The sequence below is a fragment of the Pseudomonas syringae genome (assembly GCF_021606685.1).
Taxonomy (GTDB): Bacteria; Pseudomonadota; Gammaproteobacteria; order Pseudomonadales; family Pseudomonadaceae; genus Aquipseudomonas; species Aquipseudomonas syringae_R.
In genome coordinates this window covers 1-26,724 of sequence record NZ_WKCB01000003.1, presented here as the reverse complement: position 1 = coordinate 26,724, position 26,724 = coordinate 1, and the positions used below count along the sequence as shown (strand labels likewise).

Below are 26,724 nucleotides of genomic sequence, written 5' to 3'. Positions count from 1 at the left end.
GGGGCTAAAAACCCGCGCAGTTTAGCGCGAGTCGGGGCTGATTTCCTCTAATCAGAGGATTTAACACCAATAGAGTTCACGGTTTGCCCTGCGGTTTGCGCAACAGACTGTAGGCCATGCCCCCCAACGCCGCCACACCCAGCAGGAGCACGGCCCACAGGCCGAGCTTCTTCCAGTCGCTGCCAGCGTCGGGCGACACGCCGGCGGCAGGCGTCTTGACTGCCACCTCACCCACGACCTTGGCCTGCCCCAACGCCTTGAGACGCTCGGCGTTATAGTCGGGAATCAAGGTCGACAGCGGCAGGTTCGCCGCCTTGACCGTGGCATTGCCCAACGCCAGGGTGAACGGCGGCTCACCCCGCGCCAGGAACACCACCTGCGTAGCGCGCACCGCAAAGCGCAAGGGCGGCGCCTCGACACCGAGGCCGCCGCCACGCTCGTCCACCTGCAGTTTGAGCTGGGTCACGGCCTGGCCAGGCAACTGCAACTCATCCTGCACCACGTCCTGGCCGTTCTGGGTAAGGCGATACAGCAAGCCGTTGCTCAATGGCTGCCAGGCCTGATTGCTGTCGCGGCGCCCCGCCAATGTCACCGGCGCCAGCGTGTTGGGTTGCTTCAATTCGATACGCACGCGCTCGACACTCAGCCCCTTCGGCAATTGCCAGCTGTACTCGCCCGCCTTGAGCCGCTTGCCCGCCAGCGGCTGCGACCACACCCACGGCATCGGCAGGCTGCTGGTTGCGCTCACCAGCTTGGCCGAGGTCAGCAGCGGCGCCGCCTGCCCTTGCCACACCAGGCGCAGGTAGCGCGCCGACCGCCCGGGCAGGCTGACGTCATGTTGCTCGACCTGCTCATCGGCAAACGACAACCGCGCCACCTGCCCATCGCCCCAGGGCGCCCACTGCTGCAAGTCATCGCTGGCTTCAATGCTGAAACGCTGGAACCCTTCCTGCTCGTGGCTCCAATCGAGGCTCAACTGCTGCAAGGGTGCCTTGATCGCGCTGGCGTCCAGCACCCAACCGCGCAGCACCTGCTTGCCGGGCTTGGGTGCGGTGGCCGGTTTGATCTCCACCACGGTGCCTTGGGGGGTGGTTTTCATCATCACGCCAGGCAGGGCCTGCTGGGTATCGGCGGCGTACAGAGGAAACCACTTCACCTCGGTGACGCTGCGGCTTTCGGTGCGTGAAGACGATTGACGCGACAATGCATAGGCCTGCTGTTCACCCGCCGCATTGAATACGCGCAGGTCGCTGAGGTCGGCCTGGTGCGCGTTCAACTGCACGGACAAGGGCAACTCCAGGCGATACCAGGGGCCGCTGCCACTCACCGCCAGCGGCACTTGGGTGGCGAAATCGGCAGGCGTTTCCTGCGCCCATACCGACAACGCCGTACACATGCCCAGCACAATCACGCTCAACTTACCGATCAAGAGGATGCTCCTTGAGTTTCCACCACAGGGTCGGCGCGCTTGGGTGGCAGCGGTGCAAAGTAGCCCACCACCAGCAACAGCCCGCCCACCCCGATAAACGACACGATCCGCGCCAGGCCGCCACGGTTGCTCAACTCGACAAAGAACAGCTTGGCAACCACCACAGCGATCAGCGCAGCACCGATCAGCCACACCTCACGGCGATGGCGCAGGTGGCCGCCGATCATCAGACTGAGGGCGATCAGGGTCCAGACAATCGACAGGCCGGCCTGCACCAGCATCGATGCCAGCAATGCGTCCAGATGAAACGGCACGCCACCCCAATGGTGCGCGGTCCGCATGACCAACGCGGTAAAGAACGCGAACAGCGAAACACCCGCGACGCCCTGGACGAGCAATTCGGCACGCGGACCGCGTTGCGGTGCCACACTGCGCGACAACAGGTACACGCCCAGCAACGCAAACAACAGGCCCAGGTCCAGCGGGTTAACCAGCGGCACGTAGGGCAGCGGCTTGGCCGTGCCGTCGCTGAAAATATTCGCCAACCAGAACCAGCCGAGCATCAGCACCGCCAGGGGCACTGCCGCCAATACGCGATACTCCCTTGAATACGTCGACACCGGCCACGGCCAGTTGCGCGGCGCAGCAGCCAGTACCAAATACAAGCTCGGCAGAATCGCCCAGCCCAGCCAGCGCCAGGCGTTGTATTCGGCCGAAAAACGCAGCAGGCCGTAGCGCAACTCCAGCGCCAGCATGCCGATCAGCATCCAGCAGCCCAGCACGTGGGCGATGCTCAGCGCCGTGCGCGGAACCACGCTCGCCAAACGCCGCAGCGAGATGAAATGCACCCCAAACACCGCCAGCCAGGCCAGCCAGCCGTAGTTCGCCGCCGGATGGTAATAGGTGCTGGCAGACACCAGCAACGCCACGCCCGCCGCCGGCATCAGCAGCGTGCACAGCACACCCAGCGAGGCCCAGTGCAAGCGCACCGAGAGCAGCGCCCAGATCGCTACGCTTACCGCCGCGAGCCCCAGCAGGCACGCACCCAGCAGCTCTTTCGGGATAAAGCGCAACACTTCACCCGCCAGGGCCAACGTCCACCAGCCTGCGCCCCACACCAACAGCACATCGGACAGGCGTTGCAGCTTCAACACCGTAAACGCCGGCGCATGCGGTTCACGCTGCAGGCACCAGGCGCCGACCAGGGCGGCCAGGCCCAGCACCATCGGCGTCCAGAACCCGCTATGGGCCAGTGGGCGCAAGCCCTCGCCGGTCAGCGGCCCCAGCAGCTCTGGCACCGCCAGCAGGAACGAGGCGCCGCCGACCAATTGCAGCAGCAAGCCGAATACAAAACTGACACGCTGCTGCAGGTACAGGCTCAACCAGATGATCAACAGACCACTGGCCGCCCACACGCCGCTGGCGCTTTCCCACGGCAGCACGAACAGCACCGCGAGGTTGATCAGCACCAGCCCGGCCAGCAGCACCACCGACAGCCCGCGCAGCAGACGCACGTCGCCGCGCACCATATCGTCGCGTGCCGCCAGCAACATGCCGCCGACCAGCGCCAGGCCGATCAACGAGGCGCTCAGCAAACCGCTCCAGCCAGCATTGAACACCGCCGCCCCGTCGCCACCCTGCAGGCGCAACAGGAACAGCACGCCACCCAACAGTTGCACGGCGAAAGCGCTGAACAGGAAAGTACGTGAACCGATGCGCAGGCCGACAAACAGCGTCACCAGACCGGCGATCGCCCAACTGATGGCCGTGCCTTGGGTCAGCAACAGCAGCGGCGCGAGCAGGTACATACAGCTCAGGCCGAGGCTCGCCAGCACCGGCAGGCCTTTGCGCTCCCATGGCGCCGCCTGTTGCGTGGGCGCCTTGCGCAACTGGTCGTAGCTGAACAACAACGCCGCGCCGAGCAACAGCGCACCCAGTGGCGCACCCTCGAGCAAGGTGAGTTCGCCGACGCGCACTTCACTGAGGAATGCCAGCGCCGAACCCAACTGCAACAACACGCCAAACGCGCGCGCCAATGGCCGCTGCTGGCGCAAGCCGAGCCAGAAAATACCCGCGCCCTCCACCGCCCAGGCGGCGGCCGTCCAGCGCGCATCCAGGCCCAGGGGAATCGCCAGGCTGGCAAAAATCACCCCCAGCGCCAGGCAGGTTTCCGCCAACAGCAACGCGCGCCCACCACTGAGCAAACGCGCCAGGCCCATGTAGATAATGCCCAGGCCGAGCGCGCTGAACGCAGCGGCAAACTCCAGGTGCTGCACCAACGCGAACTGCAAGCCAAAGCCCACCAGCGGCGGGCCGAACAGCAGGCAGCCGTCGACATAATCGCCCTTGGCCGCCGACCAACGCAGCAGGGCCTCACGGCCCTCGGGCGCGTCGCCCCTCTCCAGCAGTTTGCGCCGGGCGAACAGCAAGCCGATGGCCAGGTACATCAGGAAAAACAGGATCAGAAACGGCTCGGTGCTCCACAGCAGCTCCGGCGTATACGAACGCATGCCCCAGGCAAAGCCGATCCCGAAAGTGCCGACAAAGCCGATCAAATTGAGCAGGCGCCAGGCCTTGAACCAGGCAATGGCGAGAATGCCCGCGTTGAGCAGGGCAAAGTAACTGAACAGCGCCACATGGTTGCCGGCGCCGGTGGAGGTGAGGATCGGCGCAGCAAACCCGCCGAGCGCGGCAGCACAGGCCAGCCCCAGCGCATCCTGGGTAATCGCCAAAATCGCCGAAAACACCGTGACCGCCACCAGCAGGCCGAGCGCCGCGCCGGGGTCAATCAACGGGTGCAGGCGCATCGCCGCAAACACCGTGAGGTACAACACGGCGATCCCGGTGCCTTGCAGCATCAGGGCGTAGTTGCTGTTGCGCAGCCGCAACCACCAGCCCAAGCCCAACAGGCCCAATGCGGCAGCGGCCACCCCGGCGTAACGCAATTCGATCGGCACTACCATGCCTTCAGTGGCATAGCGCAACAGGAACGCCAGGCCGAGGAACAACAGCACCACGCCGACCCGCAGCACGGTGTTGCCGCCGAACAGCCAATTGCGTGCACCGCTGATAGCGCGCTCGATCAGGTTGGGGCCACGGGGGATGGCGGGTTCTTCAGGTTGCGGGGTTGGAGCGGGCGCCCACACGTCAGCCGGCAGCGGCTGGCTTGGTTCGGCAACCATTGCGACAGGGGCCAGTTCGACAGGCAACTCCCAGACAAGCTCGGGCGCCTTGGCAACGGGTGTGGGTTCAGGGATTGGGGCTTCGACGATGGCATTGCTCGGCGGCGCGGGCACTTCCAGTTGCCGCAGGCGATCACCTAGCGCGATCAGCGCCTTTTGCGTGGTTTCCAACTGACGCGCCTGTTGGTCCGCCTGAGTCGCGAGCTTTGACAGGCGAATCGCCTGGCCAATGCCCAGGCCCAGCAGCGCACCGATGCCGGCATCGTAGAACGACTCATCGAGCGTCCAGCCGAGCACCAGGCCAATCAGCGTGAAAATCCATTGCATGGTCGATATCCCTGTCCAGCCCGAAGCGGGCAAACCGGCGCTCAGTATATCGACGCGGGCCCAATGTGGGAGGGGGCTTGCTCCCGATGGCGGAGTGTCAGTCTACATATCTGCAAACTGACGCTCCGCTATCGGGAGCAAGCCCCCTCCCACATTTGGATCTGTGGCGATTAATCCAATGCTTTCCAGATCTCCGTCGCGTACTCGCGGATGGTCCGGTCCGAAGAGAACCACCCCATCCGCGCCGTGTTCAGCACCGCCGAACGCCACCACGCCTTGGAATCATGCCAGTGCGCCTCGACCCGCGCCTGGGCGTCCCAGTAGGAATCGAAGTCGGCACACACCAGGAAGCGGTCGTAGTCGATCAGCCCGTCGATCAAGCCCACATAGCGGCCTGGGTCGTCCGGCGAGAACACCCCGCCGCGAATCGCTTGCAGCACATCGTTGAGACGATGGGAGGCGGCAATGTCGGGCCCGGCATTGAATTCGCCGGCGTGCTTGCGGGCTTCCACCTGCTGCGCACTGAGACCAAAGATAAACATGTGATCGGCGCCCACACGCTCGTGCATTTCCACGTTGGCGCCGTCCATGGTGCCGATGGTCAGCGCGCCGTTGAGGCCAAACTTCATGTTACTGGTGCCCGACGCTTCAAAGCCGGCGGTAGAGATTTGCTCCGACAAGTCCGCCGCCGGGATGATGCTTTCCGCCAGGCTGACGTTGTAGTTGGGCAGGAACACTACCTTGAGCAACCCGCGCACGGTCGGGTCGTTGTTCACCGTGCGGGCGATGTCGTTGGTCAGCTTGATGATCAACTTGGCCTGGTGATAGCTGGCCGCCGCCTTGCCCGCAAAGATCTTCACACGCGGCACCCAGTCGGTGCCCGGCTCGGCACGGATCGCCTGGTACAGCGCCACGGTGTGCAGCAGGTTCAGCAGTTGGCGCTTGTACTCGTGGATGCGCTTGACCTGCACATCGAACATCGCCGCCGGGTTGATCGCGATGCCCAGACGCTCATGAATGATGTCGGCCAGCGCGCGCTTGCTGTGCAGGCGCTGGTCGGCGAAGGCTTTGCGGAAGGCCTGTTTCTCGGCGAACGTTTCCAGCTCGCCCAGGCGGGTTTCCATGTTGTCGAGGATGTCCGGCCCCAGGGCTTCCACCAGCATGTTGGTGAGCTTGGGGTTGGCCTGGTAGAGCCAGCGGCGGAAGGTGATGCCGTTGGTTTTGTTGTTGATACGCTCCGGGTAGAGCTTGTGCAGTTCGGAGAACACCGTGCTGCGCATCAGCTGGGTGTGCAGGCCGGACACGCCGTTGACGCTATGCGAACCAAGGAACGCCAGGTTACCCATGCGCACGCGGCGGCCGTTGTCTTCTTCGATCAACGACACGGCGCGCAGCACGTCAAAATCGTGGATGCCCTTGGCGCGCAGCGAATCAATGTGCTGCGCGTTGATCAGGTAGATGATCTGCATGTGCCGCGGCAGCATGCGTTCCATCAGACCCACCGGCCAGGTTTCCAGGGCTTCGGGCAGCAGGGTGTGGTTGGTGTACGACAGGGTTTCGACGGTGACGTCCCACGCCGCTTCCCATGGAATGTCGTGCAGGTCGACCAACTGGCGCATCAACTCGGCCACGGCGATGGACGGGTGGGTGTCGTTGAGCTGGATGGCCGCGTGCTCGCCCAGGCTCAGGACCGAGCCGTGCATGTTCTTGTGGCGGCGCAGCAGGTCTTGCAGCGAGGCGGAGACAAAGAAATATTCCTGACGCAGGCGCAGTTCCTGCCCCGCTTCGGTGCTGTCAGCCGGGTAAAGCACCCGGGAGATGCTTTCGGCGCGCGCCACTTCGGCTACCGCGCCCAAGTGGTCACCGGCGTTGAAGCGCTCCAGGTGCAGGTCTTCCACCGCCCGCGCACGCCACAGGCGCAGGGTGTTGACGCTGGCGCCGCGCCAGCCGACTACAGGTGTGTCGTAGGCAACGGCACGTACGGTTTCGCTCGGCGACCACACTTGAATTTGCTTGCCGGAGGCATCCGGCAGCGTTTCGACGCTGCCGCCAAAGCCGATCGGGTAGATCACTTCGGCGCGCTCGAACTCCCATGGGTTACCGAAATCCAGCCAGCGCTCGGTCTGCTCCTGCTGCCAACCATCGACAATTGCCTGGCGGAACAAGCCGTGCTCATAACGAATGCCATAACCGTGGCCGGCGATTCCCAAGGTCGACATGCTTTCCATGAAGCACGCCGCCAGGCGGCCCAGGCCACCGTTGCCGAGCGCCGCGTCGGGCTCCAGCAGGCGGATGCGCTCAAGGTCCACACCCAGCTCGGACAGGGCTTCACGCGCGATTTCCAGCACGCCAAGGTTGCTCAAGCTGTCGTAGAGCAAACGGCCGATGAGGAATTCCAGGGAGAGGTAGTACACCCGCTTCTGGCCTTTGCGGTAGATACGCCGCGTATGGTCCATCCAGTGATCGACCATCTGGTCGCGGGCGGCCAGGGCAATGGCCTCGAACCAGTCATGGTCGAAGGCGTGATCCGGGTCCTTGCCCACCGCGTAGGTGAGTTTGGTCAAGACGGCATCGCGAAATGCGGCTACCTCTGCTTCTCGTGCAAGTGGTTCCTGAGACATCAATTGCGACCTCGGGCGAGATAGAAGGAGTTGCTAGAGCCTAGACGGTCTGACAGACGGTAGACGCTCTGGTTCGGCAGTTTTTTAACTCATTCACCTTTGCATGAATTAGATGCAGGGGTCGTGCCCGATCGGCCTGGGCGCAGCCCTTTGAGCTGAAAGCTGCAAAATATTGTTCAAAAAACCACCAATCCCGGTATGATCGCGCGCCCGGATACAGCCCCACCTTGGAACCCTGATGAAGCCTCAACTGATCGCCGCCGCGGAACTCGACCGTCTCGAGACCTGGCAGAAATATTCCGCCCACATGTGCGGCGGCTGCGTGTCCAGCTGCTGCACGCTGCCGGTCGAGGTGAAGATCAAGGACCTGATCCGCATTGGCATCGTCGATGAGTTCGAGCGCGGCGACCCGCCCAAGAACATCGCCAAGCGGTTGCAGAAGGAAGGCATCGTCGAGCGCTACAACAACAAATCCGAAATCTTTACCCTGCAGCGCATGAGCAACAACGACTGCCTGTACCTGGATCGTAAGACGCGCTTCTGCACTATTTATGACAAGCGCCCGGACACCTGCCGCAACCACCCGAAAATCGGGCCACGCCCGGGGTATTGCGCTTACAAGCCAAAAGAAGTGGTGCGCGAGACCAAGCTCAAGACCCTCGACAAGTTCTGATCCGACGCGTAACGACAGAGCTGTGGTGACAGGGCTGTTGTGGCGAGCGGGCTTGCCCGCGTTGGCCTGCGAAGCAGGCCCAACAAGCTCACCGCCTTCCTTCAGATAAAACCCAGTGCATGGTTTTGGGTCCGCTTCGCGGCCCAACGCGGGCAAGCCCGCTCGCCACAAAGCGGCCAAAACCCAAGCACAAAAAAACGCCCCCGGCCTTTCGACCGGGGGCGTTTTTCATTCAGCCTGAGTTAACTCAGTTCTTGGCTTTCTTGGCAGCGCGGGTACGCTCGCCTTCGTCCAGGATCTTCTTACGCAGGCGGATCGACTTAGGCGTAACTTCGCACAGCTCGTCGTCCTGGATGAATTCCAGGGCCTGTTCCAGGGTGAAGCGAACAGGTGGGACCAGAGCGATGGTTTCGTCTTTGCCCGAAGCACGCATGTTGTCGAGCTTCTTGCCTTTGGTTGGGTTAACGCCCATGTCGTTGTCACGGCTGTTCAGACCAACGATCTGACCGTTGTAGATCTCTTGACCGTGTTCTACGAACAGCTTGCCACGCGCCTGCAGAGTTTCCAGGGAGTAGGTCAGTGCCTTGCCGGTTTCAACCGATACCAGAACACCGTTCTGACGGCCGGACATGTCGCCGGACTTCATGGTGTCGTAGCGATCGAAGATCGAGGTCAGGATGCCAGCACCGTTGGTCAGGGTCAGGAACTGGTTACGGAAACCGATCAGACCACGAGCAGGGATGTTGTATTCCAGACGCACACGGCCTTTGCCATCCGGCACCATGTTGGTCAGGTCGCCCTTACGCAGGCCCATCTCTTCCATGACCTTGCCCTGGGATTCTTCAGGGGTGTCGATGGTGACGTTTTCGAACGGTTCCTGCTTCACGCCGTCAACCTGACGGATGATCACTTCAGGACGACCAACGCCCATTTCGAAGCCTTCGCGACGCATGGTTTCGATCAGTACCGAGAGGTGCAGCTCACCACGGCCGGAAACCTTGAACTTGTCAGCCGAGTCGCCTTCTTCAACGCGCAGAGCAACGTTGTACAGCAGCTCTTTGTCCAGACGTTCCTTGATGTTACGGGAAGTCACGAACTTGCCTTCTTTACCGCAGAAAGGCGAGTCGTTTACCTGGAAGGTCATGGAAACGGTTGGCTCGTCAACGGTCAGAGGCTTCATCGCCTCGACGTTGTCCGGCTGGCACAGGGTGTCGGAGATGAACAGCGAGTCCATACCGCTCACGCACACGATGTCGCCAGCGAACGCTTCTTCAACGTCGATGCGGTGCAGGCCGTGGTGACCCATCAGCTTCAGGATACGACCGTTACGCTTCTTGCCGTCGGCGCCGATAGCCACAACCGGGGTGTTCGGCTTGACGCTACCACGAGCGATACGGCCAACGCCGATAACACCCAGGAAGCTGTTGTAGTCCAGTGCCGAGATTTGCATCTGGAACGGGCCGTCACGGTCAACTTTTGGCGCCGGTACGTTGTCGACGATCGACTGGTACAGCGGGGTCATGTCTTCAGCCATGTCGGTGTGGTCCAGACCGGCAATACCGTTCAGGGCCGAGGCGTAGACGACTTTGAAGTCCAGCTGTTCTTCGGTAGCACCCAGGTTGTCGAACAGGTCGAAGATCTGGTCCAGAACCCAGTCCGGACGCGCGCCTGGACGGTCAACCTTGTTGATGCACACGATCGGACGCAGGCCGGCTTCGAACGCCTTCTTGGTCACGAAACGGGTTTGCGGCATAGGGCCGTCTTGAGCGTCAACCAGCAGCAGAACGGAGTCAACCATCGACATTACGCGTTCTACTTCGCCGCCGAAGTCGGCGTGGCCCGGGGTATCCACGATGTTGATGTGGTAGCCGTTCCAGTTGATAGCGGTGTTTTTAGCCAGGATGGTAATACCGCGCTCTTTTTCCTGGTCGTTGGAGTCCATCACGCGCTCGTCGTTGAGCTCGTTGCGCTCCAGGGTGCCGGATTGACGCAGGAGTTTGTCTACCAGGGTGGTTTTACCATGGTCAACGTGAGCAATGATGGCGATGTTACGTAGATTTTCGATCACTTGTGTATCTCGATCAGAGGATTCGGTGTGCTGACAGGTCGTGGCAGCGATTAACAGTAGAGTCAGGCCTTGCCGTTACAGCTTGACGGCAGAGTCGGGGGGCCGGTGACGCAGGCCACAGGCAAACAGCCCCGGGCTCTTAGCTCGGTCGATAAACGCGCACATTGGCATACCCCTCACTGAGCAAATGGTGGGCATGCAGGCGACTCATCACGCCTTTGTCGCAATACAGCAGGTACTGACGGCTGTTATCCAGTTCCTTGAAACGCGCGTTCAGTGCGTAGAACGGCAACGTTTGCACGTCGATGCCAGCGATTTCCAGCGGCTCATCTTCGGCGGCATCCGGGTGACGGATGTCGACGACGATCTGGCCGGCCAGGGCTTCGCTGACTTCTTCGATCTGCACATCCTGGCCCAACTCGTCGATTACGCGATCGATCGGGACCAGTTTGGCGTTCTCGAGCGCACGCTCCAGAATCGCCATATCAAACTGTTGTTCTTCATATTCCACGCGGTTGCGCTTGGCGTGGGTCTTGGGGTTCACCGAAATGACCCCGCAGTACTCAGGCATATGTTTGGCAAAGTCGGCGGTGCCGATCTCTTCTGCCAGGTCGATGATGTCCTGTTTGTGGCTGGCGATCAGCGGGCGCAAGACCAGCTTTTCGGTGACGCAATCAATCAGCGACAGGTTCGGCAGCGTTTGGCTCGATACCTGGGAGATCGCCTCACCGGTCACCAACGCGTCGATCTGCAATTGATCGGCGATTCGGGACGCAGCGCGCAACATCATACGCTTCAATACTACGCCCATATGACTGTTATCGACTTTACCGAGAATTTCGCCCAGCACTTCCTCGAACGGTACGCTCACAAATAGCACGCGTTGGGAGCTGCCGTACTTCTTCCAGATAAAGTGCGCGACTTCCATCACGCCCAATTCATGTGCACGCCCGCCCAGGTTAAAGAAGCAGAAGTGGCTCATGAGGCCGCGGCGCATGATCTGGTAGGCCGCGACCGTGGAATCGAAACCGCCGGACATCAGCACCAGGGTCTGTTCCAGGGCGCCCAGCGGGTAGCCGCCGATGCTGTTGTGCTGGCTGTGGATCACAAACAACCGTTGGTCGCGAATTTCCATGCGCACTTCAATTTGCGGCGCTTTCAGGGAAATTCCGGCGGCGCCGCACTCGCGACGCAGCTTGCTGCCGACGTATTTCTCGACGTCCATGGAGCTGAACGCGTGCTTGCCGGCACGCTTGCAGCGCACCGAAAAAATCTTGCCCTCGAGCTCGCTGCCGTAGTGCTGTTTGCACTTTTCGGTGATGTCGTCGAAGTCGCCCAGCGGGTACTCATCCACCTGCAGGAAATGCGCGATACCCGGCATGCAGCTCAGGCGCTCGGTCATGTCCTTCAAGGCTTTGGCGTCGGTTACACGGGTTTCCAGCTCGAGGTTGTCCCACACGCCATTCACCACCACAGCCGGGTCCAGGTCACGGAGCACGGCACGGATGTTCTTGGCCAACTGACGGATGAAACGCGTCCGTACCGGTCGGCTCTTGATGGTGATCTCGGGGAAGACTTTAACGATTAATTTCATGGAAACAGCGCGCGCAGGGCCTGCCGAAAAAGGGGGGCGCGGATTATAGCGGAAATCGCTCAAGGTTTAACCAGTTAATATGCACAGCACTCGCAACGCACTAAAGAAGTGCATTTGCACACAAAGACGCAACATTGCGGTGCGCTATTTTCGAGCTTTTGTGGTAATGCACCTTTATAGGGGCCTTTTTGGAGCAAAAAACCCATGTTGGCGCACTGGCATGCAATTTGCTCTCTTGTGAGGCAGGTTGCCATGGCGGAGTATCCGCGCCGGCATCACCCACATTCTAAGGGCTAACTCCACTACCCCAGCCCGAAGCCACCCGGAGGACACTATGTCGAAGTCGGTTCAACTCATCAAAGATCATGACGTTAAATGGATTGATCTGCGCTTCACGGACACCAAAGGCACTCAGCACCACGTGACCATGCCGGCTCGCGACGCGCTGGATGAAGCTTTCTTCGAAGAAGGCAAAATGTTCGACGGTTCCTCCATCGCCGGCTGGAAAGGCATCGAAGCCTCCGACATGATCCTGATGCCGGATGACAGCACTGCCGTGCTGGACCCGTTCACCGAAGAAGCCACCCTGATCCTGGTGTGCGACGTGATCGAGCCTTCGACCATGCAAGGCTACGACCGCGACCCACGTGCGATCGCCAAGCGTGCCGAGGAATACCTCAAGTCCACCGGTATCGGTGACACCGTATTCGTGGGCCCAGAGCCAGAATTCTTCATCTTTGACCAAGTGAAGTTCAAGTCCGACATCTCCGGCTCCATGTTCAAGATCTACTCCGAACAAGGTTCGTGGATGTCCGACCAGGACGTGGAAGGCGGCAACCATGGCCACCGTCCAGGTATCAAAGGTGGTTACTTCCCGGTTCCGCCGTTCGACCACGACCACGAAATCCGTACCTCCATGTGCAACGCCATGGAAGACATGGGCCTGGTCATCGAAGTGCACCACCACGAAGTGGCGACTGCCGGCCAGAACGAAATCGGTGTGAAGTTCAACACCCTGGTGGCCAAGGCTGACGAAGTTCAGACCCTCAAGTACTGCGTACACAACACTGCCGTGGCTTACGGCCGTACCGCTACCTTCATGCCTAAGCCGCTGTACGGCGATAACGGTTCGGGTATGCACGTTCACCTGTCCATCGCCAAAGATGGCAAGAACACCTTCGCTGGCGAAGGTTATGCCGGCCTGTCCGACACTGCCCTGTACTTCATCGGCGGTATCATCAAGCACGGCAAGGCCCTGAACGGCTTCACCAACCCGTCGACCAACTCCTACAAGCGTCTGGTCCCAGGTTTCGAAGCACCGGTCATGCTGGCCTACTCGGCTCGCAACCGTTCCGCCTCGATCCGTATTCCTTACGTGTCCAGCCCTCGTGCTCGCCGTATCGAAGCGCGCTTCCCGGATCCAGCAGCCAACCCATACCTGGCCTTCGCTGCGCTGGTAATGGCTGGCCTGGACGGTATCCAGAACAAGATCCACCCTGGCGACGCCGCCGACAAAAACTTGTACGACCTGCCGCCTGAAGAGGCCAAAGAGATCCCACAAGTGTGCGGCAGCCTGAAAGAAGCCCTGGAAGAGCTGGACAAGGGCCGTGCGTTCCTGACCAAAGGCGGCGTGTTCAGCGACGACTTCATCGACGCTTACATCGGCCTGAAAAGCGAAGAAGAAATCAAGGTTCGCACCTTCGTACACCCACTGGAATACGAGCTGTACTACAGCTGCTGATCCGGTAGCGCCGCTTCTTGAAGCGGCGTGACAAAAAAGACCTCCCTCGGGAGGTCTTTTTTTTGCCTGGGGATTATCAGATGGCCGCTTGGCGGTCGAGCATCCGGCTGACCATCAACATGCCCAATGCACTCAACTGGTGGATGGCCAGCGCTGCATCGCGGTGTTTGCCATCCAGATCCTCAGAGAGATCCAGCAACAAGGTGCTGACCGAGGAGAAGGTCTCGAAGCTGTTGATCATCAGGGCTTCGTCGTCGATATCGGCGGCGATTGTGAAGACTGATGGGGGTGGATTTGGGGTTGGCTTGAACATTTTCTACATTCCTCAAATGAGGCCGCCTTCGCTTCGCTACTAAACGAAAGGGTGGCGGCTGTGCGCAGGTTAGTAGACCGGTGAATGTAGAAGCCCGGCGCATCCGAAAATGCCCTGCGCACAGCCACCATCAAGCACAGATTTGGGAAATCTGATTGATGGAGAATGCACGACCTACAATTCGAATCCAGGCTACTAAACCTGATCGCTGATGAGCAGCGACCGAGCAACCTTAGAGACGACAAGCCAGCCGTACAAGCCGGCGGATTCTGGCGCACCTGTAGGCAACCACGCAAGTTAAGGTAGCCTCTGACTGACGCCGCTCAAAACCTGCAAACCCAATCCAAATGTGGGAGGGGGCTTGCTCGCGATGGCGGTGGTTCAGTCAAATAGAGGTCAACTGATACACCCCCATCGGGAGCAAGCCCCCTCCCCACAGGAGATCACCCTTGAAGTTTCGATTTGTATTCGCTCTGTTGTTCGCCAGTGCCACTGCGAGTGCCGCGCCACCCACGCTCGAACCGCTGCTCAACAGCATCGCCGAACGTTTGGAGATTGCCGATCAGGTCGCACTGAGCAAATGGGACAGCAAAAAGCCTGTAGAAGATAAAAAGCGCGAACAAGAGGTGATCGCCAGCGTCGCCGCCCAGGCACCGAGCTACACGCTGCCACCGGGCGCTGCCGAGCAGTTCTTTTCGGCGCAGATCGAAGCCAACAAACTGGTGCAGTACACCCACCTCTCCGACTGGCAATTCCAGGGCAAGGCACCTGACGATCCACGCCCCGACCTGGTGAAACAGATCCGCCCGCAATTGGACGAGCTGCAGAAACGCCTGCTGCAGCAATTGGCCGACTTCACCCCGCAGCGTACCGACCCGCAGTGCCCGCAGTGGCTGGCTGCCGCCGTGCATGAGCCGCTGAATGATCCGCTGCGCCAACTGGCGATGATCCGTGCCACCGCCGAGCTGTGCATCTACAAAGGCTAAAGACTGCAACCCACAATCAAACCATGTGGGAGCTGGCTTGCCTGCGATAGCGGCGGCACATTCGACACTGCTATCGCGGGCAAGCCAGCCCCCACATCGACCCAGTTGCTCCAGACAATTTTTCGCCCGCCATCACTTCCTGAACAACCTTCACAAAACCGCACTATATTGGTGCGATAGACTGCACCCTTCCCACCTGCCCAGCCCATTTTGGTTCGAAACTTCCCGGTCAAGCTGGCAGAACGCCACAGTTTCGAGCCTTAAACGCCTATTTCAGGGGTTTAACGCTTCTTTTCGGAGCCTTGGTTTGGTTTTTGCATTTTCCTTGTATCAGCGTGTGCCTCAAGCACGCGCCTTGCTCCAAAAGAGGTCCTGATGACCATCAGCGATGCACTGCACCGTTTGTTACTCGACAACCTGACCACCGCGACCATCCTGCTCAATGACGACCTGCGCCTTGAGTACATGAACCCGGCGGCGGAGATGCTCCTGGCCATCAGCGGCCAGCGCAGCCATGGGCAGTTCATCAGCGAGCTGTTCACCGAGTCGGCCGAAGCCTTGAGCTCATTGCGCCAGGCAGTGGAGCAGGCACACCCCTTCACCAAACGCGAAGCAATGCTCACGGCGCTGACGGGGCAGACCCTGACCGTCGACTACGCCGTGACCCCGATCCTGAGCAACGGCGCGACCCTGCTGCTGCTCGAAGTGCACCCCCGCGACCGCCTGCTGCGCATCACCAAAGAGGAAGCGCAACTGTCCAAGCAGGAAACCAGCAAGATGCTGGTGCGCGGCCTCGCCCACGAGATCAAGAACCCCCTCGGCGGCATTCGCGGCGCCGCGCAGTTGCTGGCGCGCGAGCTGCCGGACGAGAACCTCAAGGACTACACCAACGTCATCATCGAGGAGGCCGACCGCCTGCGTAACCTGGTGGACCGCATGCTCGGCTCGAACAAGTTGCCGTCGCTGGCGATGACCAACGTGCACGAAGTGCTGGAGCGCGTTTGCCACCTGGTCGAGGCCGAAAGCCAGGGCTGCATCACCTTGGTGCGCGACTACGACCCAAGCATTCCCGACGTATTGATCGACCGCGAACAGATGATCCAGGCGGTGCTCAATATCGTGCGCAACGCCATGCAAGCCATCAGCAGCCAGAACGAACTGCGCCTGGGCCGCATCAGCCTGCGCACCCGCGCCTTGCGCCAGTTCACCATTGGCCATGTGCGCCATCGCCTGGTCACCAAGGTCGAGATCATCGACAACGGGCCGGGCATTCCTGCGGAACTGCAGGAAACCATTTTCTTCCCCATGGTCAGTGGCCGCCCGGACGGTACCGGGCTGGGCCTGGCCATTACCCAGAACATCATCAGCCAGCACCAGGGTCTGATCGAATGTGAGAGCCATCCCGGCCACACCACGTTCTCGATCTTTCTGCCTCTGGAACAAGGAGCCCCATCGACATGAGCCGTAGTGAAACTGTCTGGATCGTCGATGACGACCGTTCTATCCGCTGGGTCCTCGAGAAAGCCTTGCAACAGGAAGGCATGACCACCCAGAGCTTCGACAGCGCCGACGGGGTGATGAGCCGCCTGGCACGCCAGCAGCCTGACGTGATCATCTCCGACATCCGCATGCCCGGCGCCAGTGGCCTGGACCTGCTGGCGCGGATTCGCGAGCAGCACCCGCGCCTGCCGGTGATCATCATGACCGCGCACTCTGACCTGGACAGCGCTGTCGCGTCCTACCAGGGCGGCGCCTTTGAATACCTGCCCAAGCCGTTCGACGTGGACGAGGCGGTGGCGCTGGTCAAACGCGCCAACCAGCACGCCCAGGAACAACAGAACCAGGAAGCCCCGCCCGCCCTGACCCGCACGCCGGAAATCATCGGCGAAGCACCGGCGATGCAGGAAGTGTTTCGCGCCATCGGGCGCCTGAGCCACTCCAACATCACCGTGCTGATCAACGGCGAGTCGGGTACCGGTAAAGAGCTGGTCGCCCACGCCCTGCATCGCCACAGCCCGCGGGCGGCCTCGCCGTTCATCGCGCTGAACATGGCGGCGATTCCCAAGGACCTGATGGAGTCCGAACTGTTCGGCCATGAAAAAGGCGCGTTTACCGGTGCAGCCAACCTGCGCCGTGGGCGTTTTGAACAGGCCGACGGCGGCACGCTGTTCCTCGATGAAATCGGCGACATGCCGGCCGACACCCAGACCCGCTTGCTGCGCGTACTGGCCGACGGCGAGTTCTACCGTGTCGGCGGGCACACGCCGGTCAAGGTCGATGTACGCATCATCGCGGCGACCCACCAGAACCTCGAAACCCTGGTGCATGCGGGCAAATTCCGTGAGGACTTGTTTCACCGCCTCAACGTGATCCGCATCCACATCCCGCGCATGTCGGACCGTCGCGAAGACATCCCGACCCTGGCCCGCCACTTCCTCAGCCGCGCCGCCCAGGAGCTGGCCGTCGAGCCCAAGCTGCTGAAAAGCGAGACCGAGGAATACCTCAAGAACCTGCCGTGGCCCGGCAACGTGCGCCAGCTCGAGAACACCTGCCGCTGGATCACCGTGATGGCCTCCGGGCGCGAGGTGCATATCAGCGACCTGCCGCCGGAGCTGCTCAGCCTGCCGCAGGACTCGGCCCCCGTGACCAACTGGGAACAGGCCCTGCGCCAATGGGCCGACCAGGCCTTGGCACGCGGCCAGTCGAACCTGCTGGACAGCGCCGTGCCCGCCTTCGAGCGGATCATGATCGAAACCGCCCTCAAGCACACCGCCGGCCGCCGCCGCGATGCTGCCGTGTTGCTGGGCTGGGGCCGTAATACCTTGACCCGCAAGATCAAGGAGCTGGGGATGAAGGTGGATGGTGGGGATGATGACGAGGGTGATGAGGGCTGAATCCCAACCTCCAATCTTCTGAGAATCCAATGTGGGAGGGGGCTTGCTCCCGATGGCGGTGGATCAGTCACATGGATGTCGACTGACACTCCGCCATCGGGAGCAAGCCCCCTCCCACATTTGGATCGCCTACACATTTGGATCTTCACAAGGTTCATGACCGTGCACCGCTTCAATGCACCATGAACCGGCATCGGGCATGGATCTCACGTCTGTAAAACCTGCGCGGTTAACAAAACATTAAAAACCAAAAACACCAAAGCCCCGTATTCCGGGGCTTTGCGCTTTCTGATGAGATTATTTGGCCCAACGTGGCCACTCTGGCACGCGCCCTGCAATAACCCTGGTACTACCCAGTTTCGGGGACCTTGGTACAGGCAGGCCGAGAATCCCCTCTTTACACCCGGGGTGCTTGATGCGAACCGCGTCGCGCTCCACACCGCTTTGGGGAACCTCGGTACAGGCAGGCCGGGGATTCCCTCTTTAACACCGAAGCCTCTGGCTTCACCCCGTTTTGGGAGCCCTGGTACAGGCAGGCCGGGAACTCCCTTCTTTACACCCGGGGCTTATGTGGCGCAGCGCCCATAGCCCCAGCCCGTTTTGGGGACCTTGGTACAGGCAGGCCGGGGATTCCCTCTTTTATTGCTCCTGGAGATGGATCTCCAGCCGCCAGCGGCCATCGGCCTCGGCACCTTTCCACTCCCCACACAACGGCCGAGCCGCCACCAGGTTCAGCAGCAAGCCGCCATCGGTCTTGCGCACGCGCCAGTTCACGTCCTTGTCATTGACCTTGAGTTGCCCACTGGCCGGCGTGCCCTGCGCGTCGAACAGCAGCGCCACGGTGCCGTCGATATGCTCGCCGTGCAGCTTGGGCTCGCTGTTGAACCACACCACCACACCGTCTGCTGCGGTCTCGACCTGCTGCAGTTCGACCGGGTCCGGGGTGGTCAGGCGGCCGATCATCAGGCCCACCATCAGGCCGACAATCGCCAATGAGCCCATGACCCTCGGCATAAGCTTCGGCCTTGGGTCCTCTTCGGGGGTAGAATGCAGCGCATCTTTGCCTTCGGAGCCGTGCATGTTTCACGTCATCCTTTTTCAACCAGAAATTCCGCCGAATACCGGCAACGTTATCAGGCTGTGCGCCAACAGTGGCTGCCACCTGCATTTGATCGAGCCGCTGGGCTTTGACATGGACGACAAGCGCCTGCGCCGCGCCGGACTGGACTACCACGAGTACGCCACGCTCAAGCGCCATGCCGACCTCGCCAGCTGCCTGGAAAGCCTCGGCCACCCACGGCTGTTCGCGTTCACCACCAAGGGTTCGCGGCCATTCCATGATGCCAGCTTTGCCGAGGGCGACGCCTTCCTGTTCGGCCCCGAAAGCCGAGGCCTGCCAGCCGAGGTGCTCGACGCCCTGCCCGACGGCCATCGCCTGCGCTTGCCGATGCGCGAGGGCTGCCGCAGCCTGAACCTGTCCAACACCGTCGCCGTCGCCGTCTACGAAGGCTGGCGCCAGCTCGGCTTCAAGTAACACACATAACAAATGTGGGAGGGGGCTTGCCCCCGATGACGGGTTGTCAGTCGACATCTATGTGACTGATCCACCGCTATCGGGGGCAAGCCCCCTCCCACATTGGGTCCTGCGTCGGGTTCGAAATTACTGAACCGTCGACGAACCTTCCTGTTGCATGCGCTGCAGCTCTTGAGCGTACAGGGCATCGAAGTTCACCGGAGCCAGCATCAGCGCCGGGAACGAACCGCGCGTCACCAGGCTGTCGAGGGTCTCACGGGCATACGGGAACAGGATGTTCGGGCAGAACGCGCCCAGGGTGTGGCTCATGGACGCATCGTCCAGGCCCTGGATCAGGAAGATACCGGCCTGTTGCACTTCAGCGATGAAGGCTACTTCTTCGCCGTTTTTGACGGTTACCGACAGGGTCAGCACGACTTCGTGGAAGTCGCCTTCCAGGGCTTTCTGGCGAGTGTTCAGGTCCAGCGCGACGCTTGGGGTCCATTCCTGGCGGAAGATCGCCGGGCTTTTCGGCGCTTCGAACGACAGGTCACGCACGTAGATCCGCTGCAACGAGAATTGTGGCGCTTGGGCTTCTGCTGCTTCGGTGTTCTGTTGGTCAGTCATCGCAGATCCTTCTTGATCTTGGGGTCTTTAGGGGTTGGGAGTCAGACGAGCAGCAGCGCATCGAGCTTGCCGGCACGCTCCAGGGCGAACAGGTCATCGCAGCCACCGATGTGCTTGGCGCCGATCCAGATCTGCGGCACGGACGTGCGCCCCGCCTTCTGGGCCATTTCGGCGCGCACCTGGGGTTTGCCGTCGACCTTGATCTCTTCGAAGGCAACGCCCTTTTTCTCCAGCAAGGCCTTGGCCCGCATGCAGTAAGGGCACCAATCGCTGGAATACACGACAACCTGGCTCATATCACTTCACCAGTGGCAGGTTGTCGGCCTTCCAGCTGCCGATACCACCGGACAGCTTGGCGGCGGTGAAACCGGTCTTGAGCATTTCGCGGGCGTGGGTGCCGGCGTGCTGGCCTTGGGCGTCGACCAGAATGATGGTCTTGGCCTTGTACTTTTCCAGCTCGGCCAAGCGTGCGATCAGCTTGTCCTGCGGAATGTTCAGGGCGCCGACGATATGGCCGGCAGCAAAATCCTTGGCCGGGCGGATATCCACGACAACGGCCTCATCCTTGTTGACCATCGCGGTCAGCTCCGACGTGCTCAGGCTGCGGCCACCACGGCTCAACTCGTGAGCGATCAGCAGCGCCAGCAGGATGACGAAGGCACCCACGAGCAGGTAGTGGGCAGTGGCAAATGCAATCAGGTGATCAACCATCAAGGAGGTTCCAGGGCGTTAAAATGGCGGTAAGTATACACAGCCGTCAGGGGGGGCCAACCCCCGTAAAGCGGTGACGTCGTCGGAACTTCGCTTTAAACTGCCACTCCCTTTTCAATTGTCTTCCTTTATTACCGCCGCGAGAGGATCTATGACTACCACGCCTAAACCTTTGGTCCTGATAATTCTCGATGGCTTCGGACACAGTGAAAGCCACCACGACAACGCGGTATACGCGGCCAGCAAGCCAGTACTCGACCGCCTCGTCGCCACCGTTCCCAACGGCCTGATCTCCGGATCGGGCATGGACGTGGGCCTGCCGGATGGCCAGATGGGCAACTCGGAAGTCGGCCACATGAATCTCGGCGCCGGACGAGTGGTCTATCAAGACTTCACCCGCGTGACCAAAGCAATCCGCGATGGCGAGTTCTTCGAGAACCCGACCATTTGCGCGGCGGTAGATAAAGCAGTGGCTGCCGGCAAAGCCGTGCACTTCATGGGCCTGCTGTCCGATGGCGGCGTGCACAGCCACCAGGACCACCTGGTCGCCATGGCCGAGCTGGCGTTCAAGCGCGGCGCCGACAAAATCTACCTGCACGCCTTCCTCGACGGCCGCGACACCCCGCCCAAAAGCGCGCAATCGTCCATCGAGCTGCTGGACACCACCTTCGCCGCCCTCGGCAAAGGCCGCATCGCCAGCCTGGTCGGGCGCTACTTCGCGATGGACCGCGACAACCGTTGGGACCGTGTGTCCCAGGCCTACAACTTGATCGTCGATGGCCAGGCCGAATTCAATGCCGCCACCGCCCAGCAAGGCCTGGAAGCCGCCTACGCGCGTGGCGAGAGCGATGAATTCGTCAAGGCAACCACCATCGGCGAGCCGGTGAAGGTGGAAGACGGCGACGCCGTGGTGTTCATGAACTTCCGCGCCGACCGCGCCCGCGAGCTGAGCCGCGTGTTTGTCGAAGACGGCTTCAAGGAATTCGAGCGCGCGCGCCAGCCCAAAGTGCAGTACGTGGGCCTGACCCAATACGCCGCCAGCATCCCGGCCCCCGCCGCGTTTGCCGCGAGCAGCCTGGACAACGTGCTGGGCGACTACTTGGCAAAAAACGGCAAGACCCAACTGCGCATCGCCGAAACCGAGAAATACGCCCACGTGACGTTCTTCTTCTCGGGCGGGCGCGAAGAACCGTTCCCGGGCGAAGAGCGCATCCTGATCCCGTCACCGAAAGTCGCCACTTACGACCTGCAGCCGGAAATGAGCGCGCCGGAAGTCACCGACAAGATCGTCGATGCCATCGAGCACCAGCGTTATGACGTGATCGTGGTCAACTACGCCAACGGCGACATGGTGGGCCACAGCGGCAACCTCGAAGCCGCCACCAAGGCCGTGGAATGCCTGGACCTGTGCGTCGGCCGCATCGTCGAGGCCCTGGAAAAAGTCGGTGGCGAAGCGCTGATCACCGCCGACCACGGCAACTGCGAGCAGATGTCCGACGAATCCACCGGCCAGGCCCACACCGCGCACACCACCGAGCCGGTGCCGTTTATCTACGTCGGCAAACGTGACTTCAAGGTGCGTGACGGCGGCGTACTGGCGGACGTGGCGCCGACCATGCTGATGCTGATGGGGCTGGAGAAGCCGGTGGAGATGACCGGCACTTCGATTCTGGTCTGAATCCAACACACGCCACAAACCAATGTGGGAGGGGGCTTGCCCCCGATAGCAGTGGGTCAGTCACAGCATCTGTGCCTGATACATCGCCATCGGGAGCAAGCCCCCTCCCACATTTGCTTTGCGGTGTTTGGTAGATATCTTTCTGCCATACCTGCGCCACTCGGCGCCTATCTTGCCTCGGAGCCCGAATTGGGCGTTTTTTTTGCCGCGCTTGGCGGGCATACTAGGCCGTCCCTTTCCCTGGTGTCGCCCGCCTCTATGCTTCGCGCCTTGATTACCCTTGCTCTTGTCTGCCTGCTCCAACCGGCATTTGCCGATGAGCGCGCACAAACCCAACAACAGTTGGACGCTACGCGTCAGGACATTACCGAGCTGAAAAAACTGCTCGGCAAGCTCCAGGAAGAAAAATCCGGGGTGCAGAAAGACCTGCGCGGCACGGAAACCGAAATGGGCAAGCTGGAGAAGCAGGTCCAGGAGCTACAAAAAGAACTAAAGAAGAGCGAGTCGGAACTGGAGCGACTCGACGCTGAGAAAAAAAAACTCCAGAGCGCACGCGTTGAACAGCAACGCCTGATCGCGATCCAGGCCCGCGCCGCCTACCAGAACGGCCGCCAGGAATACCTCAAGCTGCTGCTCAACCAGCAGAACCCGGAAAAATTCGCGCGCACCCTGACCTACTACGACTACCTGAGCAAGGCCCGTATGGAGCAGCTGAAAAGCTTCAACGAGACCCTGCGCCAGCTGGTCAACGTCGAACAGGAGATCGCCAACCAGCAATCGCAGCTGGAAGACCAGAAAAGCAGCCTCACCGCCCAGCGCGACGAGCTGGACAAGGTCCGCAAGGAGCGCCAGGTGGCCCTGGCCAAGCTCAATGACGACGTAAAGGCCCGCGACGCCAAGCTGCAGGCCCGCGAGCAAGACCAGGCCGACCTGGCCAAAGTGCTCAAAACCATCGAAGAAACCCTGGCTCGCCAGGCACGTGAGGCCGAAGAAGCGCGGCAAAAAGCGCTGATCGCCCAGCAGGAAGCCGAAAAAAAGCGCCAGCGTGAGGCCGAGCTGGCCGCTACCACGGACGCGCCGACGCCGCGTAAACCGGCGCGTGCAGCCCCTGGCCCAGTGGTTTCCAGCGCCGGCGAATCGTTCGGTGGGCCTTTTGCTTCAGCCCGCGGCAAACTTCCATGGCCAGTTGATGGTCGATTACTGGCACGCTTCGGTGAAACCCGTGGCGACGACACCCGTGCCAAGTGGGATGGCGTGATGATCAGCGCCTCAGCCGGCAGCCAGGTCCACGCCGTTCACGGTGGGCGCGTGGTGTTTGCCGATTGGTTGCGTGGCGCCGGCTTGCTGGTGATTCTCGACCACGGTAATGGCTATTTGAGCCTTTACGGCCACAATCAGACTTTACTCAAGTCGGCAGGTGATGTTGTAAAAGCCGGTGAATCCATCTCCACTGTGGGTAACAGTGGTGGCCAGGACACCCCGGCGCTGTACTTCGCTATTCGTCAGCAGGGTCGCCCAAGCGATCCTGCACAATGGTGCCGTTCCCAAGGATAGGGCCGCATCTACATTAGGAGTTCGTTCGACATGCTGCATTTGTCCCGCCTCACTTCGCTGGCCCTGACCATCGCTCTGGTGATCGGCGCGCCCCTGGCTTTCGCTGGCCAGGCCGCCCCGGCTGCACCCGCCGCCACCGCCGCGACCACCAAGGCGCCGTTGCCGCTGGACGAGCTGCGCACCTTTGCCGAGGTCATGGACCGCATCAAGGCCGCTTATGTCGAACCTGTAGACGACAAGACCCTGCTGGAAAATGCCATCAAGGGCATGCTCAGCAACCTCGACCCGCACTCCGCCTACCTGGGCCCGGAAGATTTTGCCGAGCTGCAGGAAAGCACCAGTGGCGAGTTCGGCGGCCTGGGCATTGAAGTCGGCGCCGAAGACGGCAACATCAAAGTCGTGTCGCCAATCGACGACACCCCGGCGTCCAAGGCGGGCATCCAGGCCGGCGACTTTATCGTGAAGATCAACGGCCAGCCCACCCGCGGCCAGACCATGACCGAAGCCGTCGACAAGATGCGCGGCAAGATCGGCCAGAAAATCACCCTGACCCTGGTGCGCGACGGTGGCAACCCGTTTGACGTGACCCTGACCCGCGCCACCATCGTGGTCAAGAGCGTGAAGAGCCAGCTGCTGGAGTCGGGCTACGGTTACATCCGCATCACCCAGTTCCAGGTCAAGACCGGCGACGAAGTGGCCAAGGCCCTGGCCAAGCTGCGCAAGGACAACGGCAAGAAGCTCAGCGGTATTGTGCTCGACCTGCGCAACAACCCGGGCGGCGTGCTGCAATCGGCGGTGGAAGTGGTCGACCACTTCATCACCAAAGGCCTGATCGTGTACACCAAGGGCCGTATCGCCAACTCCGAGCTGCGCTTCTCGGCCACCGGCAACGACCTCAGTGAGAACGTGCCATTGGCTGTTCTGATCAACGGCGGCAGCGCCTCCGCGTCGGAGATCGTCGCCGGCGCCCTGCAAGACCAGAAACGCGGCGTGCTGATGGGCACCACCAGCTTCGGCAAAGGCTCGGTACAAACCGTGCTGCCGCTGAACAACGAGCGCGCACTCAAGATCACCACCGCGCTGTATTACACCCCCAATGGTCGCTCGATCCAGGCCCAGGGCATCGTGCCGGACATCGAAGTACGCAAAGCCAGGATCACCAACGAGATCGACAGCGAGTACTACAAGGAAGCTGACCTGCAAGGTCACCTGGGCAATGGTAACGGCGGCGCCGACCAGCCTACCGGCAGCGGCGCGAAAGCCAAGCCGATGCCGCAGGACGACGATTACCAGCTGGCCCAGGCGCTGAGCCTGCTCAAAGGCCTGAGCATCACCCGCAGCCGTTGATATGCGTTTTGCCCTGATCATCGCTGTGCTGTGCAGCCTGGCAGGGGTCGCCCAAGCGGCCCCTGCCGGCGAAGCGCATAAAGCCTACCTGACCCTGATCATCGACGACCTGGGGCAAAACCTGCCCCGGGATCGGCGCGTGCTCGCCCTGCCCGGCCCGGTGACCACGGCGATCATGCCCGACACGCCCCACGCCGCCGAGTTCGCCCGCGAAGCCCACAAGGCCGGCAAAATCGTGATCCTGCACATGCCCATGGACCCGGCCACCGGCCCGTTCGCCTGGCACCCCGAGCTGCCTATCGAAGAGTTGGGCAAACGCCTGGACGCCGCGTTCAAGGCCGTGCCCTTCACTGCTGGCATCAACAACCACATGGGCAGTCGCATGACCGCGCAGCCGCAGGCCATGGCCTGGCTGATGGGCGAGTTGCAACGCCGGCACAAGTTCTTCGTCGACAGCCGCACCAGCGCCAAGACCGTGGCCGCCGCCGAGGCGCAGAAAATTGGTTTGGCCAGCGTCTCGCGGGATGTTTTCCTCGATGACGAGCGCACCGAAGCGGCGATCACCACGCAATTGCAAACCGCAATCAAGCTGGCCCACAAGCAGGGCTCGGCAGTGATGATCGGCCACCCGTACCCGCAAACCCTCGCGGTGCTGGAGCGTGAACTGCCCAAGCTCAAGTCCCAGGGCATCGAGTGGATCGATATCAAGTTGATGATCAGCCTGCGCAGTAACCAGGCGATGGCTGGGCACGGTAAAGACGGTAAGTACCGCTAGTTTTTTGCGCCCTACATAGCTACCGCTGGGTGCTGCGCAAACTGCTCGATAGTGAGGTCTCGAACCCACTGGAGAGTGCCTCAATGACCTCGCTGCAATACAAAGACCTGCTGATCAACTTCACCACCGAGTTCCATCTGCTCTGGAATGACAAAGGCTCTGGCGCGCATAAGTCAGCCAGCTTCTGGCGCCCTGAAACCTCCGCCAACCACCTCAACAACTTTTTTTCGCTAGGCGATATCGCCGTTGAAGGTTACGGCCAGATCAACAACCGCCGGATCGTCGCGGTCGTCAGTGACGCCAACGCCACGGACGGTACCGCCCTGCGCCCGCCCGAGGAGTTGACCGCGGTGTGGAACAACCAGGGCTCGAAAGGCTCTGCCGAAATCGCCGTATGGCGACCCATTCCGCCCGCTGGCTATGTCGCCTTGGGGCACATTTGCAGCGTGGGCTACGAGCGCCCACCCCTCAACACTATTCGCTGTGTCAGGGCGGACCTGGTGATCGGCTCGCACCTGGGGCCCATGATCTGGGACGACAAGGGCAGCCGAGCGCGAACGGACTTCAGCGCCTGGGAGATCTTCCCGCCCCAGGCACAACCTGACGAGGCGTATCTCGCACCCGGTACGTTCTTTGGGGTCGACAGCTACACACGGCCGCAAACCTCGGAGGTGGCGTATGCCTTGAGGAT

Annotated in this window: 21 protein-coding genes; 11 read left to right on the top strand and 10 right to left on the bottom strand. The window is 61.4% G+C overall.

Going from position 1 to position 26,724, the window contains the following annotated elements:
- Positions 1-76: 76 nt before the first annotated feature.
- From GIW02_RS01840 to GIW02_RS01830, 3 genes are all read right to left on the bottom strand, one after another.
- A complete protein-coding gene (locus GIW02_RS01840) occupies positions 77-1,426 on the bottom strand; it encodes a DUF3999 domain-containing protein (RefSeq protein WP_236411284.1) in 1,350 nt (449 codons plus the stop codon).
- Positions 1,426-4,938 carry a DUF2339 domain-containing protein gene (locus tag GIW02_RS01835; RefSeq protein ID WP_236411269.1) on the bottom strand — a complete coding sequence of 1,171 codons (3,513 nt, stop codon included), beginning with the start codon at positions 4,936-4,938 and terminating at the stop codon, positions 1,426-1,428. Before GIW02_RS01835 ends, GIW02_RS01840 begins: the two co-directional genes overlap by 1 nt.
- A 170-nt stretch (positions 4,939-5,108) precedes the next feature.
- Complete coding sequence (locus GIW02_RS01830; protein WP_236411271.1) at positions 5,109-7,559, bottom strand: glycogen/starch/alpha-glucan phosphorylase; 2,451 nt, start codon at positions 7,557-7,559, stop codon at positions 5,109-5,111.
- Between the two features lie 238 nt (positions 7,560-7,797).
- On the opposite strand from GIW02_RS01830, the gene GIW02_RS01825 reads away from it, so the two are divergent.
- A complete protein-coding gene (locus GIW02_RS01825) occupies positions 7,798-8,232 on the top strand; it encodes a YkgJ family cysteine cluster protein (protein WP_236411273.1) in 435 nt (144 codons plus the stop codon).
- A 247-nt stretch (positions 8,233-8,479) separates the two neighbouring features.
- On the opposite strand, the gene typA is transcribed toward GIW02_RS01825, so the two are convergent.
- Positions 8,480-10,300 (bottom strand): translational GTPase TypA, encoded by a 1,821-nt coding sequence (gene typA / locus GIW02_RS01820; protein ID WP_098480533.1) that lies wholly within the window; start codon positions 10,298-10,300, stop codon positions 8,480-8,482.
- Positions 10,301-10,439: 139 nt separating this feature from the next.
- Complete coding sequence (gene thiI, locus GIW02_RS01815) at positions 10,440-11,894, bottom strand: tRNA uracil 4-sulfurtransferase ThiI (protein WP_236411275.1); 1,455 nt, start codon at positions 11,892-11,894, stop codon at positions 10,440-10,442.
- A gap of 334 nt (positions 11,895-12,228) precedes the next feature.
- On the opposite strand from thiI, the gene glnA reads away from it, so the two are divergent.
- Complete coding sequence (gene glnA, locus GIW02_RS01810; RefSeq protein ID WP_236411277.1) at positions 12,229-13,635, top strand: type I glutamate--ammonia ligase; 1,407 nt, start codon at positions 12,229-12,231, stop codon at positions 13,633-13,635.
- Between the two features lie 76 nt (positions 13,636-13,711).
- Here the strand turns inward: glnA and GIW02_RS01805 are convergent, their stop codons facing one another.
- A complete protein-coding gene (locus GIW02_RS01805) occupies positions 13,712-13,948 on the bottom strand; it encodes a DUF6124 family protein (protein WP_236411279.1) in 237 nt (78 codons plus the stop codon).
- 449 nt (positions 13,949-14,397) lie between these two features.
- Between GIW02_RS01805 and GIW02_RS01800 the strand changes: the two genes are divergently transcribed.
- From GIW02_RS01800 to ntrC, 3 genes are all read left to right on the top strand, one after another.
- Positions 14,398-14,934 carry a chorismate mutase gene (locus tag GIW02_RS01800; protein WP_236421761.1) on the top strand — a complete coding sequence of 179 codons (537 nt, stop codon included), beginning with the start codon at positions 14,398-14,400 and terminating at the stop codon, positions 14,932-14,934.
- A 375-nt stretch (positions 14,935-15,309) separates the two neighbouring features.
- Positions 15,310-16,395, top strand: coding sequence for a nitrogen regulation protein NR(II) (glnL, locus tag GIW02_RS01795; RefSeq protein WP_032890142.1), 1,086 nt, complete (start codon positions 15,310-15,312; stop codon positions 16,393-16,395).
- The gene (gene ntrC, locus GIW02_RS01790; protein ID WP_003218003.1) at positions 16,392-17,828 is read left to right on the top strand and encodes a nitrogen regulation protein NR(I); all 1,437 of its coding nucleotides are present in this window, start codon (positions 16,392-16,394) and stop codon (positions 17,826-17,828) included. Before glnL ends, ntrC begins: the two co-directional genes overlap by 4 nt.
- A gap of 639 nt (positions 17,829-18,467) precedes the next feature.
- Here ntrC and GIW02_RS01785 read toward each other — a convergent pair.
- Positions 18,468-18,908, bottom strand: a complete 441-nt coding sequence (locus GIW02_RS01785) for a hypothetical protein (RefSeq protein ID WP_236418636.1) — start codon at positions 18,906-18,908, stop codon at positions 18,468-18,470.
- Here GIW02_RS01785 and GIW02_RS01780 point away from each other — a divergent pair.
- On the top strand, positions 18,907-19,362 hold the full coding sequence (locus GIW02_RS01780; protein ID WP_003171120.1) for a tRNA (cytidine(34)-2'-O)-methyltransferase: 456 nt from the start codon (positions 18,907-18,909) through the stop codon (positions 19,360-19,362). The two genes, GIW02_RS01785 and GIW02_RS01780, sit on opposite strands and share 2 nt — an antisense overlap.
- A 126-nt stretch (positions 19,363-19,488) precedes the next feature.
- Here GIW02_RS01780 and secB read toward each other — a convergent pair whose 3' ends face one another.
- From secB to GIW02_RS01765, 3 genes are read right to left on the bottom strand one after another with little or no spacing between them, the layout of a single operon-like run.
- A complete protein-coding gene (gene secB, locus GIW02_RS01775; protein ID WP_236418635.1) occupies positions 19,489-19,968 on the bottom strand; it encodes a protein-export chaperone SecB in 480 nt (159 codons plus the stop codon).
- Positions 19,969-20,009: 41 nt separating this feature from the next.
- Complete coding sequence (gene grxC, locus GIW02_RS01770) at positions 20,010-20,264, bottom strand: glutaredoxin 3 (protein ID WP_010213876.1); 255 nt, start codon at positions 20,262-20,264, stop codon at positions 20,010-20,012.
- A gap of 1 nt (position 20,265) precedes the next feature.
- The gene (locus GIW02_RS01765; protein ID WP_236418634.1) at positions 20,266-20,679 is read right to left on the bottom strand and encodes a rhodanese-like domain-containing protein; all 414 of its coding nucleotides are present in this window, start codon (positions 20,677-20,679) and stop codon (positions 20,266-20,268) included.
- Between the two features lie 151 nt (positions 20,680-20,830).
- Between GIW02_RS01765 and gpmI the strand changes: the two genes are divergently transcribed.
- From gpmI to GIW02_RS01740, 5 genes are all read left to right on the top strand, one after another.
- A complete protein-coding gene (gpmI, locus tag GIW02_RS01760; RefSeq protein WP_236418633.1) occupies positions 20,831-22,357 on the top strand; it encodes a 2,3-bisphosphoglycerate-independent phosphoglycerate mutase in 1,527 nt (508 codons plus the stop codon).
- Positions 22,358-22,615: 258 nt separating this feature from the next.
- On the top strand, positions 22,616-23,911 hold the full coding sequence (locus GIW02_RS01755) for a murein hydrolase activator EnvC family protein (RefSeq protein WP_236418632.1): 1,296 nt from the start codon (positions 22,616-22,618) through the stop codon (positions 23,909-23,911).
- 30 nt (positions 23,912-23,941) lie between these two features.
- A complete protein-coding gene (locus tag GIW02_RS01750) occupies positions 23,942-25,258 on the top strand; it encodes a S41 family peptidase (RefSeq protein ID WP_236418631.1) in 1,317 nt (438 codons plus the stop codon).
- A gap of 1 nt (position 25,259) precedes the next feature.
- Positions 25,260-26,033 (top strand): divergent polysaccharide deacetylase family protein, encoded by a 774-nt coding sequence (locus GIW02_RS01745; protein ID WP_236418630.1) that lies wholly within the window; start codon positions 25,260-25,262, stop codon positions 26,031-26,033.
- A gap of 83 nt (positions 26,034-26,116) precedes the next feature.
- The coding region (locus GIW02_RS01740; RefSeq protein WP_236421760.1) for a Vps62-related protein at positions 26,117-26,724 on the top strand (608 nt) is incomplete at its 3' end.